Genomic DNA, 12,242 nt, shown 5'->3' on the forward strand with positions numbered 1-12,242 from the left:
GTCCCCCCAGTGATCAACCGTTTTGTCTGACGACCATAGCGGCTTGGAACCACCTGATCCCATCCCGAACTCAGAAGTGAAACAAGCCTGCGCCGATGGTAGTGTGGCACTTGCCCATGTGAGAGTAGGTCATCGTCAGACTCTTAATACCGAAAACCCCAGCTTCCTCGAGGCTGGGGTTTTTTATTGCCTGAACGAAAGGCCCGGAAGGGTGCTTTCCCGCAAAAAATGGCGGGCAACTTTGTCTTTTGTGTTCGCCTGGTGTTTAATCCGGCGTTACTCATTCTTCAAGCTGGATACTGCCTCATGAAATCCAAAGCCTTAATCAACCTGCTGAGCGACGGTGACGTCCACTCTGGCGAATTCCTGGCCGCTCAGCTCGGCGTAAGCAGGACCGCAGTTTGGAAGCAAGTCCGGCGGGCGATGGACGAAGGGGTAAAGATTGAGACCATTCGTGGTCGGGGTTACCAGTTGCTGTCCTCGGTAGACCTGCTCGATCGCGATGCCATCCTGGCCGACGTTGATAACGGCTATCGCTCCGCTCTGTCACTGGTGGTATTGGATGAAGTCGATTCCACCAACGCTGAAGTTTTGCGGCAAGTGGCCGATGGCGCTTCCGGTGTGCCGGTGGCTATTGCGGATTGCCAGACCGCTGGTCGGGGTCGTCGTGGCCGGGTTTGGAGCAGTCCGCGCGGTCAGAATCTATATCTGAGTATTGGGCTGACTTTTCATGGCGGTTTCTCGGTGCTGGATGGCTTGAGCCTGGTGCTGGGAGTGGCTGTGGCCAACGCCCTGGAAACCCTGGGGGCTTCGGATATTGGTCTGAAGTGGCCCAATGACATCTTCCTTCCCAGTGGCAAGCTGGGCGGCATTCTGATCGAGTTGCAGGGGGAGTTGCAGGAAGGGGTGGTTCAGGTGATTGCCGGAATTGGCATCAATGTGCACATGGCTGAAGCTGAGGAAGTGGATCAACCCTGGAGCAGTCTGGGAAATGCCAGTCCGGGCATCGATTGGTCGAGGAACGCCATTGCCGGCAACATCATCACCGCCGTACTTGATGCTGCTCATCAGTTCTCTGAAAATGGCTTTCGCGATTTTCATGGGCCCTGGCAGCGTCGGGATATCTTTGCGGGTATGCCGCTGGAGGCGCGTAATGGCGAGCTTCACGGTAAAGGCGAAGGTATCGACGAGGCCGGTAATTACCTCCTGCACACAGAGGAAGGCATAGTGCCAGTGAGGGCGGGCGAAATCAGTTTAAGGGTTGTCCAATGAAGTTGTTGGTTGATGCCGGCAATTCGAGACTGAAGTGGCGCCTGGCTCAGGGCGTGCAGGTTATCGCCGAGGGAGTGGGTCGGCTGGACGATGCCGATCCCATGCCCGGGTTGGAAGCAAGCTCGGCCGAGATTGCTGCAGTTGCGGTTTCTACCGTGGCCGCGGAAGACAAGCGCCTGGCCTTGCAGGCTTTCCTGGAGCGCCAAACGAAAGCACCGGTTCGGTTTTATTGGTCCGAGCCGGAACGTGGTGACCTGGTAAACGCCTATACCGATTATCTGAAAATGGGCGCCGACCGCTGGCACGCCATGTACGGTGCCTGGGCCCACTATCGCCAGGGCGTGGCTGTGGTGGACGCCGGTAGTGCTGTGACGGTGGATTATGTTGATGGCTCGGGCCGACACCTTGGCGGCTTTATCCTCCCGGGTTTGCAGATGATGCTTCGGAGCCTGAAGAATGACGCCGCCCGAATCGGTTTCGATCCGGACCAGGTGCTGGAGACCAGTCCCGGGCATTCCACTGGTGAGTGTGTGAACCACGGCTTGGCCTGGTTGTCGACAGGGATGGTGGAGCGGGTGCACGCCGATGTCCGAAAATTTGGCCTGGAGCGTATTCTGGTCACCGGTGGCGACGCCGATCGGCTTCTGGGGTTGGGATTGTCGGCTGAGATACGGCCGCAGCTGGTATTAGACGGATTAGCGCTGATTGATTCCGAGGATCATGCGCAATGAAATGGTTTATCTTTCTCCTCCTGCTCCTCAATGTCGGCCTCTGGTATGGCGCCGGAGCGTTTCAAAGCCCTGAACGATCAAAGGTGATCGCCAGCGGCAACCTTCCGAGAGTGGCCAGTCTCAAAGCCGAAGAGTCCGTTGAGTCGGTTGCTTCAAGGGGAGCCCCGGTCGACCAGTCTTTCTCGAAGGCTGAGGCTCAAAAGGTCTCGGGTATTGGTGGGTCTGATGAGTCTTCCGCGGAGTTTTCCGAGCAGGGGGCGGACATGTCAGCGCTGGTGTGTGGTCGCCTGGGACTGATCCCTTCACTCGGCGCGGCCAAGGCATTAGTTGCTGGCCAGCCGATGGCAGGGGAGGTTGGTTTGGGCTGGCAGGAGGTGACCCGGGAATTGCCTTCGTTTCATTGGGTAATCATTCCCCCGCAGCCGCCAGCGGTGGCATTGAAACAGTTCCGGGATATTCAACGTCAGGGCATCGATTCGTACCTGGTGACCGAGGGTGAGAACCGAAATGCCATTTCTTTGGGCCTGTTTGAGTCTCGTGAGGCTGCAATATCCGTGCTCGAAGAAAAAAAACGCCAGAATCTTAACGCAGTACTGGCCAACTTCCCCCGAAATCAGATAAGCTACGCGCTCGTTTTTAAGGCTGAGCCGGATCTTGTAAAAGATGTGGTGCAGGCGGTAAAAACGGATTACGGAGCGGATTTCGATTTCGTCGAAATCAACCCCTGCTAGGGTGTTGCAACGCTCTAAAAAAATCCGTAGTATACCGCCCTCGCTGACGAGGCGAATGTGAGCTGGCGTAGCTCAGTTGGTAGAGCAGCTGACTTGTAATCAGCAGGTCGGGGGTTCGATTCCGTCCGCCAGCTCCACTTTTTTTGACGGTGTCGCGATAGCGATACCGACTCGGAGGGGTTCCCGAGTGGCCAAAGGGATCAGACTGTAAATCTGACGGCATCGCCTTCGCAGGTTCGAATCCTGCCCCCTCCACCACTAATTGCTCGCGGGCATCGTATAGTGGCTATTACCTCAGCCTTCCAAGCTGATGACGCGGGTTCGATTCCCGCTGCCCGCTCCAATTTGGTTTTGCAATGCTCATGTAGCTCAGTTGGTAGAGCACACCCTTGGTAAGGGTGAGGTCGGCGGTTCAAATCCGCCCATGAGCTCCATCATTAATCCGGTCAACGTTACGATCCAGGTTGATTAGGGAGATTGGTCGAATGTCTAAAGAAAAGTTTGATCGCAGTAAGCCGCACTTGAACGTTGGCACCATTGGTCACGTTGACCATGGTAAGACCACACTGACCGCCGCTCTGACTCGTGTATGTCACGAAGTTTGGGGTACAGGTTCTGCGAGTGCATTCGATCAGATCGATAACGCTCCGGAAGAGAAAGCGCGTGGTATCACCATCGCCACTTCTCACGTTGAGTACGACTCCCCGACTCGTCACTACGCACACGTAGATTGCCCGGGCCACGCTGACTATGTGAAGAACATGATCACTGGTGCGGCGCAGATGGACGGCGCGATCCTGGTTTGCTCCGCAGCTGACGGCCCCATGCCGCAGACTCGTGAGCACATCCTGCTGTCTCGTCAGGTTGGCGTTCCGTTCATCGTTGTGTTCCTGAACAAGGCGGACATGGTCGATGACGAGGAGCTGCTCGAGCTGGTTGAGATGGAAGTTCGTGATCTGCTGAGCCAGTACGACTTCCCGGGCGACGACACTCCGATCGTTACCGGTTCCGCGCTGATGGCGCTGGAAGGTAAGGACGACAACGAGATGGGTACTACCGCTGTTAAGAAGCTGGTAGAAGCCCTGGACGAGTACATCCCTGAGCCAGAGCGCGCTATCGATCAGCCGTTCCTGATGCCGATCGAGGACGTATTCTCCATCTCTGGTCGTGGTACCGTTGTGACCGGTCGTGTTGAGCGTGGCGTTATCAAGGTTGGTGAAGAGATCGAGATTGTTGGTATCAAAGATACCGTCAAGACGACTTGCACCGGCGTTGAGATGTTCCGCAAGCTGCTGGACGAAGGCCGTGCTGGTGAGAACGTTGGTGTTCTGCTGCGTGGTACCAAGCGTGACGACGTTGAGCGTGGTCAGGTTCTGTGTAAGCCGGGCTCAATCAAGCCGCACACCAAGTTCGAGTGCGAAGTATACGTATTGAGCAAAGATGAAGGCGGTCGTCATACTCCGTTCTTCAAGGGCTACCGTCCTCAGTTCTACTTCCGTACTACCGACGTAACTGGTTCCTGTGAACTGCCGGAAGGCGTGGAAATGGTTATGCCGGGTGACAACGTGAAGATGAGCGTTACCCTGATCGCTCCGATCGCCATGGAAGATGGCCTGCGCTTCGCGATTCGCGAAGGTGGTCGTACCGTTGGTGCCGGCGTGGTCGCCAAGATTATCGAGTAATAGACTCGAAGAAAGTGCACTGTGTAGTTTCGGTGCAGGCCAGTAGCTCAATTGGCAGAGCAGCGGTCTCCAAAACCGCAGGTTGGGGGTTCGATTCCCTCCTGGCCTGCCATTTTTTAACATCCGGATACATAAGTTGATTCCTATGGAGTCAAAAGCCGTTCAATCAGCCAGCCGTTTCGATGCAGTGAAATGGCTGGTTGTTTTCGTTCTGATCGCCATCGGTGTGGTCGGGAATCAGTACTTTAGTGCCGAGTCCCTGCTGTATCGTGTTCTGGCTCTCGTAGGGCTTTCGATCGTGGCCGCTTTCGTGGCGCTTCAGACCGATCGTGGTCGTCGTTTCGCTACGCTTCTTAAAGAGGCTCGCGTCGAGATTCGGAAGGTAGTGTGGCCTACCAGGCCCGAGCTGGTTCAAACTACTGTAATTGTGGTGGTGTTTGTTCTGGTGGTGGCATTGTTGTTGTGGGGAATGGATTCGCTGATCAGTATGCTGGTCGCCGGATTTATCGGTTAAACAGGAGTGGGCAATGGCTAAGCGCTGGTACGTCGTTCATGCGTATTCTGGCTTCGAAAAGCACGTAATGCGCACTCTGAAGGAGCGCGTTGCGCTAGATGGCATGGAAGACAAGTTCGGCGAGATCCTGGTCCCGACCGAAGAAGTTGTCGAAATGCGAGAGGGTAAGAAGCGCAAGAGTGAGCGCAAGTTCTACCCGGGATACGTACTCGTGCAGATGGAAATGGACGACGCTACGTGGCACCTTGTTAAGAATACGCCGCGGGTTCTTGGTTTTATCGGCGGTACCAAGGATAAGCCGGCTCCGATCACTGAGAGAGAAGCTGAGGCAATTCTCCGTCGCGTTGAAAGTGGCGCCGAGAAGCCGAAGCCCAAGACTCTGTTTGAGCCAGGTGAAATCGTCAGGGTTGTTGAAGGCCCGTTTGCGGACTTCAACGGCGTTGTGGAAGAAGTCGACTACGACAAGAGTCGAGTCAAGGTTGCTGTCTTGATTTTCGGCCGTTCAACTCCGGTAGAGCTGGAGTTTGGGCAGGTTGAGAAGGATTAAGCGGCAGTCTAAAAGCTGAAAGCTCGCGCGCTCTGGCGACGCGGGCTTTTTGTGTCTGCTATTGGCAGGATTAACCACCGGGGAGCCGAAAGGCGTTTGAACCCACAGGAGATGAATCATGGCAAAGAAGATCGAAGCGTACATCAAGCTTCAGGTTGCTGCCGGCAAGGCTAACCCGAGTCCCCCCGTTGGTCCGGCTCTGGGTCAGCGCGGCGTAAACATCATGGAATTCTGTAAGGCGTTTAACGCCCAGACTCAGGACATGGAGCCTGGTCTGCCGATTCCGACTGTTATCACAGTATACAGTGATCGCAGCTTTACCTTTATTACCAAGACTCCGCCGGCGCCGGTTCTGCTGAAAAAAGCAGCTGGTATCAAGAGTGGTTCTGGCCGTCCGAACACTGAGAAGGTTGGCACCGTTACTCGCGAGCAGCTGGAAGAAATTGCCAAGACCAAAGAGCCCGATCTGACTGCAGCCGATATGGATGCAGCAGTTCGTACCATCGCAGGTACTGCCCGTAGCATGGGCCTGAACGTGGAGGGCCTGTAACATGGCAAAGCTGAGCAAGCGTCAAAAGCTTATTCGTGAAAAAGTCGATGCTACCCGTGCCTACTCCGTAGACGAGGCTGTTGCCCTGTTGGTTGAGCTGGGTCAGAACGTCAAGTTCAAAGAGTCGGTAGATGTTGCTGTAAACCTCGGGGTTGATGCGCGTAAATCGGACCAGGTGGTTCGTAGCAGCACTGTACTTCCTCACGGTACCGGCAAGACCGTACGCGTCGCCGTGTTCACCCAGGGTGCCAATGCCGATAAGGCGACGGCAGCTGGCGCAGACATCGTGGGCATGGACGATCTGGCAGCGGAAGTTAAGAAAGGCAACATGGATTTCGACGTGGTTATCGCCACTCCGGACGCCATGCGTGTTGTTGGTCAGCTGGGCCAGATCCTGGGTCCCCGTGGCCTGATGCCGAACCCGAAGGTTGGCACGGTAACTCCTGACGTTGAGACCGCGGTGAAAAATGCCAAGGCCGGTCAGGTTCGCTACCGCACCGACAAGAACGGCATTATCCACGCTCCGTTGGGTAACGTTGAATTCTCTGCGCAGAACATCAAGGAAAACCTTGAGTCGCTGATCGCGGATCTGAAAAAGGCCAAGCCTTCATCGGCGAAGGGCGTGTATCTCAAGAAGATCACTGTTTCTTCGACCATGGGTCCTGGTCTGACTATCGATCAGAGCGGTCTGGCAATCTGATCCTCTGAACGGTAGTTACTTTGTAGTCTAGGCGGAAGCCAAGGCTGTCAAAGACCGCAGGCCCCCGAGGCTCTCTGCTTGCAGAGGGTCACAAGGGTTAAAGCAACGCCTGCGCAGACGGTGTGAAGACGTTCTCTCTGAACCCAAACACCGTTAAGGCGCCCGCAAGGGCAATGATGGGTTTGCCGGGATAACCCCGGCGAAATCGAGGAGAAATCCAGTGGCAATTAGACTCGAAGACAAGAAAGCGATCGTCGCTGAAGTCAACGAGACTGCCGGTGGTGCTCTGTCTGTGGTAATGGCTGACTACCGTGGTGTCACTTCCGGTGACATGACGGCTCTTCGTGCCAAGGCTCGTGCCGAAAACGTGCGTCTGAAGGTTGTTCGTAACAACCTGGCAAAGATCGCGATTCGTGGTACTGAGTTCGAGTGCATCGATGAGGCTCTAGTAGGCCCGACCATTTTGGCATTCTCTATGGAAGATCCGGGCGCAGCAGCACGTCTGCTCAAGGATTTTGCCAAGGAGAAAGAGGCGTTTGAGATCAAGGGACTGGCCGTCGGCGGAGAGCTGATGGGTGCAGACCAGATTGATCGCCTTGCCAAGCTGCCAACACGTCACGAAGCGTTGACGATGCTGGCCGCGGTTACACAGGCACCGATCACCAAGCTGGCACGGACACTGAACGAAGTTCCTTCGAAAGTGACTCGTGCTGTAGCGGCAGTTCGCGACCAGAAGCAAGAAGCTGCTTGATTCTGTTGAACACCATTTTTTATATTTTTGGGAGAAAGTCATGGCTCTGTCTAACGAAGACATTTTGAACGCAATCGCAGAAATGAGCGTAATGGACGTAGTTGCGCTTGTTGAAGCAATGGAAGAGAAGTTCGGTGTATCTGCCGCTGCAGCCGTAGCTGCTGCACCTGCAGCTGCTGGTGGCGAAGCTGCCGCTGTTGAAGAGCAGACCGAATTTGACGTTGTTCTTACCGGTCCTGGTGAGAAGAAAGTCAACGTAATCAAGGCCGTTCGTGAACTGACCGGCCTGGGTCTGAAAGAAGCTAAGGAAATGGTCGACAGCGCACCTTCCGTTATCAAGGAAGCTGCTAGCAAAGACGACGCTGAAGAAGCCAAGAAGAAGCTTGAGGAAGCAGGCGCTTCTGTTGAGCTCAAGTAAGAGTCGGCTGTTGATCGAAACCGTGCATTAAGCATGGATAGGCTGGTGGCCTTGTGCCACCGGCCTTTTTCTGTTTGTTGTATATGCTATAGAGTCTGGTGAGCAATTACAGGTCGATGTCGGATCTTTAACCTACAGCCAGAGTCTTGTTCAAGACGGCGCGATATGCCGAGCAATTCGGCCCCGAAGCAGAACAATGGTTGCTTCTTGATACCAGGTATCAGGTCTAAAGCTGGGGAATGCAGATGACTTACTCCTACACTGAGAAAAAGCGGATTCGCAAAGATTTTAGTAAATTGCCTTCCGTGATGGACGTCCCCTATTTGCTGTCTATTCAGCTGGATTCATTCCGGGACTTCCTCCAAATGGAAGCCGCTCCAGAGGACCGTCGGGAAACCGGTCTTCACGCAGCATTCAAATCCGTATTCCCGATTGTCAGTTACTCTGGCAACGCCGCGCTCGAATACGTGAGTTACCGTATTGGCGAGCCGGTTTTTGATGTCAAGGAATGCCAGCTTAGGGGCGTAACCTACGCAGCACCGCTGCGCGTGAAAGTCCGCCTTATCATTTACGATAAGGAATCGTCCAACAAGGCGATCAAGGACATTAAAGAGCAGGAAGTCTACATGGGCGAAATGCCCCTGATGACTGAAAACGGTACCTTCGTTATCAACGGTACCGAGCGTGTTATTGTTTCCCAGTTGCACCGTTCGCCCGGTGTATTCTTTGATCATGACAAGGGTAAGACCCACTCATCCGGTAAGCTGCTGTATTCGGCCCGGGTGATTCCTTACCGTGGCTCCTGGCTGGACTTCGAGTTCGATCCGAAGGACTCCGTGTTCGTTCGTATCGACCGTCGTCGTAAACTGCCGGCGTCAATTCTCCTGCGCGCTCTGGGCTACACCTCCGAGCAGATGCTGGAAACGTTCTTTGAAACCAGTAAGTTCAGCCTGGGCGCGGAAGTGTGCAAGCTGGAGCTGGTTCCGAGCCGTCTGCGTGGTGACATCGCGACCTTCGATATTAAAGACAATGACGGCAAGGTTATTGTTGAGGAAGGCCGCCGGATCACCGCTCGCCATATCAAGCAGCTTGAAAAGGCCGGCATCAGTGAGCTGGAAGTGCCGACTGAGTACCTGTACGGCCGTCTTTTGGCCAAGGACATGGTTGATACCAAGTCCGGTGAGGTGCTGGTTGAGTGCAACTCCGAGCTGACCGAAGAACTGGTTACCAAGATTCTGGACGCGGGTGTTACCGAGATCGAAACTCTGTACACCAACGACCTGGACTGCGGTCCGTTCATGTCAGACACCCTGCGTATCGACCCGACCCGCACGCCGCTGGAAGCGTTGGTCGAGATCTATCGCATGATGCGTCCTGGCGAGCCGCCCACCAAAGAGTCGGCTGAGAACCTGTTTAACAACCTGTTCTTCTCCGAAGAGCGGTACGACCTGTCTGCTGTGGGTCGGATGAAGCTGAACCGTCGTCTTCGTCGAGAAGAGAGTACCGGTGCTGGCATCCTGACACACGAGGACATCATTGATGTCCTGAAGACGCTGATCGATATCCGTAACGGCCAGGGCAATGTCGATGATATCGACAACCTGGGTAACCGTCGTGTTCGTTGCGTTGGTGAAATGGCCGAAAACCAGTTCCGCGTTGGTCTGGTACGGGTCGAGCGCGCCGTGCGCGAGCGTCTGAGCCTGGCCGAAAGCGAAGGCCTGATGCCGCAGGATCTGATCAATGCCAAGCCGGTTGCGGCCGCGGTCAAAGAATTCTTTGGCTCAAGCCAGCTGTCCCAGTTCATGGACCAGAACAACCCGCTGTCAGAAGTCACCCACAAGCGTCGTATCTCTGCGCTTGGCCCAGGTGGTCTGACCCGCGAACGTGCTGGCTTCGAAGTCCGTGACGTACACCCGACCCACTATGGCCGTGTGTGCCCGATCGAGACTCCGGAAGGTCCGAACATCGGTCTGATCAACTCGCTGGCTACCTATGCCCGTTCCAACTCCTACGGTTTCCTTGAGAGCCCGTACCGGAAGGTTGTCGAGGGTGTGGTAACTGATGAGGTGGTTTACCTGTCCGCCATCGAAGAGAGCAACTTTGTTATCGCCCAGGCCAGCGCGGCTATGGACGATGAATCCAAGCGCCTCACCGATGAGCTGGTTACGGTACGTCACCAGAACGAATTCACGGTTACACCGCCGGAAAGCGTTAACTTCATGGACGTATCGCCGCGCCAGGTTGTGTCGGTGGCTGCGTCTCTGATTCCGTTCCTCGAGCACGACGACGCTAACCGGGCCCTGATGGGCGCGAACATGCAGCGTCAGGCTGTGCCGACCTTGCGTTCACAGGTACCGCTGGTGGGTACCGGTGTTGAGCGGACAGTGGCTCAGGACTCTGGCGTCTGCGTTACGGCTCGCCGTGGCGGTGTGATTGAGAGTGTAGATGCGGCCCGTATCGTGGTTCGCGTCGACAACGCCGAAACTGAGGCCGGTGATGCGGGTGTGGATATCTACAACCTCACCAAGTACACCCGATCGAACCAGAATACCTGCATCAACCAGCGTTCGATTGTTCGCCAGGGTGATGTCATTGCCCGCGGCGACGTGCTGGCTGACGGTCCGTCCGTTGATTTGGGTGAGCTGGCTCTGGGTCAGAACATGCGCATCGCGTTCATGCCCTGGAACGGTTACAACTTTGAGGACTCCATCCTCATTTCCGAGAAAGTGGTACAGGAAGATCGCCTGACCACCATCCACATTCAGGAACTGACCTGTGTGGCTCGGGATACCAAACTGGGTAGCGAAGAAATCACCGCGGATATTCCGAACGTTGGTGAAAGTGCGCTGTCCAAGCTGGACGAGTCCGGCATTGTGTACATTGGTGCCGAAGTTGGCGCGGGTGACATCCTGGTCGGTAAGGTCACGCCGAAGGGCGAGACCCAGCTGACTCCGGAGGAGAAGCTCCTGCGTGCCATCTTTGGTGAGAAGGCTTCCGACGTGAAGGACACGTCGTCACGGGTGCCAACCGGTACTCGCGGTACGGTTATCGACGTACAGGTCTTTACCCGCGACGGTATCGAGAAGGACCAGCGCGCTCAGTCCATCGAGAAAGAGCAGCTGGACCAGTACCGCAAGGATCTGAAGGACGAGTACCGCATTGTTGAAGGTGCCACCTTTGAGCGACTGATGAACGCGCTGAAAGGGCAGGAAGTCATCAGTGGTCCGGGCCTGAAAAAAGGCGCCACACTGGAAGAAGGTTACCTGGCCGAGCTGCCGCGCCCAGACTGGTTCAAGCTGCGTATGAAAGACGACGGCCTGAACGAACTGCTGGAGAAGTCCGAGCAGGGTCTGGACGATCGCAAGAAGGAGCACGAAGAGCGGTTTGACGACAAGAAGGGCAAGCTGCAGCAGGGCGACGACCTTGCTCCGGGCGTCCTGAAGATCGTCAAGGTATACCTCGCGATCAAACGTCGTATCCAGCCGGGTGACAAGATGGCGGGTCGTCACGGTAACAAGGGTGTTATTTCATCGGTTATGCCGATTGAAGACATGCCTTACGACGAGTTCGGCAACACGGTTGACGTTGTTCTGAACCCGCTGGGTGTTCCTTCGCGGATGAACGTAGGTCAGGTGCTTGAGACGCATCTGGGCGCCGCGGCCAAGGGTCTGGGTGAGCGTATCAGCCAGATGCTGGACGAGCAGCGCAAGATCGCGGAACTGAGAAAGCTGTTGGATGAGATCTACAACCACTCTGATGAAGTGTTCAAGGTGGATCTGGATTCTCTGAGCGACAAGGAAATCCTGGAAATGTGCCACAACCTCCGTGGCGGTGTACCGATGGCAACACCGGTATTCGACGGAGCCAAGGAAGCCGAAGTCAAGCGTATGCTTGAGCTGGCTGGCCTGAGCACAACCGGGCAGACCATGTTGTACGACGGCCGTACTGGTGATGCGTTCGATCGTCCGGTGACTGTCGGCTACATGTACATCCTGAAGCTGAACCACCTGATCGACGACAAGATGCACGCTCGTTCCACCGGCTCTTACAGCCTGGTTACCCAGCAGCCGCTGGGTGGTAAGGCTCAGTTCGGTGGCCAGCGCTTCGGTGAGATGGAAGTGTGGGCCCTTGAGGCTTACGGTGCGGCGTATACGCTGCAGGAAATGCTCACCGTTAAGTCTGATGACGTGAACGGTCGGACCAAGATGTACAAGAACATTGTCGATGGCGACCATCGCATGGAGCCGGGCATGCCCGAATCCTTCAACGTTCTTGTCAAGGAAATCCGCTCGTTGGGTATCGACATCGAGCTGGAATCCGAGTGAGCCGAATTGTTTTTGGCAGCG

Annotated in this window: 11 protein-coding genes, 5 tRNA genes and 1 rRNA gene; all 17 read left to right on the forward strand. The window is 55.5% G+C overall.

Annotated features, from left to right (window positions below; all coding sequences use genetic code 11):
* The first annotated feature begins 25 nt into the window (after nucleotides 1–25).
* Nucleotides 26–141 (forward strand): 5S ribosomal RNA (gene rrf, locus QUE89_RS02840).
* A gap of 165 nt (nucleotides 142–306) precedes the next feature.
* Nucleotides 307–1,272, forward strand: a complete 966-nt coding sequence (locus QUE89_RS02845) for a biotin--[acetyl-CoA-carboxylase] ligase (protein ID WP_286221770.1) — start codon at nucleotides 307–309, stop codon at nucleotides 1,270–1,272.
* Nucleotides 1,269–2,003, forward strand: a complete 735-nt coding sequence (locus QUE89_RS02850) for a type III pantothenate kinase (protein ID WP_286221771.1) — start codon at nucleotides 1,269–1,271, stop codon at nucleotides 2,001–2,003. Before QUE89_RS02845 ends, QUE89_RS02850 begins: the two co-directional genes overlap by 4 nt.
* Nucleotides 2,000–2,734, forward strand: a complete 735-nt coding sequence (locus QUE89_RS02855; protein WP_286221772.1) for a hypothetical protein — start codon at nucleotides 2,000–2,002, stop codon at nucleotides 2,732–2,734. Before QUE89_RS02850 ends, QUE89_RS02855 begins: the two co-directional genes overlap by 4 nt.
* 61 nt (nucleotides 2,735–2,795) lie before the next feature.
* A tRNA-Thr gene (locus QUE89_RS02860) sits at nucleotides 2,796–2,871 on the forward strand.
* A 36-nt stretch (nucleotides 2,872–2,907) separates the two neighbouring features.
* Nucleotides 2,908–2,992: transfer RNA gene (locus tag QUE89_RS02865), tRNA-Tyr, on the forward strand.
* 10 nt (nucleotides 2,993–3,002) lie between these two features.
* Nucleotides 3,003–3,077: transfer RNA gene (locus QUE89_RS02870), tRNA-Gly, on the forward strand.
* Nucleotides 3,078–3,092: 15 nt separating this feature from the next.
* A tRNA-Thr gene (locus QUE89_RS02875) sits at nucleotides 3,093–3,168 on the forward strand.
* A gap of 51 nt (nucleotides 3,169–3,219) precedes the next feature.
* Nucleotides 3,220–4,416, forward strand: a complete 1,197-nt coding sequence (gene tuf, locus QUE89_RS02880; RefSeq protein WP_286221773.1) for an elongation factor Tu — start codon at nucleotides 3,220–3,222, stop codon at nucleotides 4,414–4,416.
* Nucleotides 4,417–4,452: 36 nt separating this feature from the next.
* Nucleotides 4,453–4,528, forward strand: a tRNA-Trp gene (locus QUE89_RS02885).
* Nucleotides 4,529–4,561: 33 nt separating this feature from the next.
* Nucleotides 4,562–4,930, forward strand: coding sequence for a preprotein translocase subunit SecE (secE, locus tag QUE89_RS02890; RefSeq protein WP_286222813.1), 369 nt, complete (start codon nucleotides 4,562–4,564; stop codon nucleotides 4,928–4,930).
* A gap of 13 nt (nucleotides 4,931–4,943) precedes the next feature.
* Nucleotides 4,944–5,477 (forward strand): transcription termination/antitermination protein NusG, encoded by a 534-nt coding sequence (gene nusG, locus QUE89_RS02895; RefSeq protein WP_041343260.1) that lies wholly within the window; start codon nucleotides 4,944–4,946, stop codon nucleotides 5,475–5,477.
* Nucleotides 5,478–5,595: 118 nt separating this feature from the next.
* The gene (gene rplK / locus QUE89_RS02900) at nucleotides 5,596–6,027 is read left to right on the forward strand and encodes a 50S ribosomal protein L11 (protein ID WP_041343263.1); all 432 of its coding nucleotides are present in this window, start codon (nucleotides 5,596–5,598) and stop codon (nucleotides 6,025–6,027) included.
* Between the two features lies 1 nt (nucleotide 6,028).
* A complete protein-coding gene (gene rplA / locus QUE89_RS02905) occupies nucleotides 6,029–6,727 on the forward strand; it encodes a 50S ribosomal protein L1 (RefSeq protein WP_138442236.1) in 699 nt (232 codons plus the stop codon).
* Between the two features lie 220 nt (nucleotides 6,728–6,947).
* Nucleotides 6,948–7,478, forward strand: coding sequence for a 50S ribosomal protein L10 (rplJ, locus tag QUE89_RS02910; protein ID WP_064228578.1), 531 nt, complete (start codon nucleotides 6,948–6,950; stop codon nucleotides 7,476–7,478).
* Between the two features lie 40 nt (nucleotides 7,479–7,518).
* Nucleotides 7,519–7,896: a 50S ribosomal protein L7/L12 gene (gene rplL, locus QUE89_RS02915; protein ID WP_286221774.1), complete on the forward strand. Its 378-nt coding sequence runs from the start codon at nucleotides 7,519–7,521 to the stop codon at nucleotides 7,894–7,896.
* 245 nt (nucleotides 7,897–8,141) lie between these two features.
* Complete coding sequence (gene rpoB, locus QUE89_RS02920; RefSeq protein ID WP_286221775.1) at nucleotides 8,142–12,221, forward strand: DNA-directed RNA polymerase subunit beta; 4,080 nt, start codon at nucleotides 8,142–8,144, stop codon at nucleotides 12,219–12,221.
* Nucleotides 12,222–12,242 lie beyond the last annotated feature (21 nt).

Source organism: Marinobacter sp. LA51 (assembly GCF_030297175.1).
Lineage (GTDB): Bacteria > Pseudomonadota > Gammaproteobacteria > Pseudomonadales > Oleiphilaceae > Marinobacter > Marinobacter apostichopi.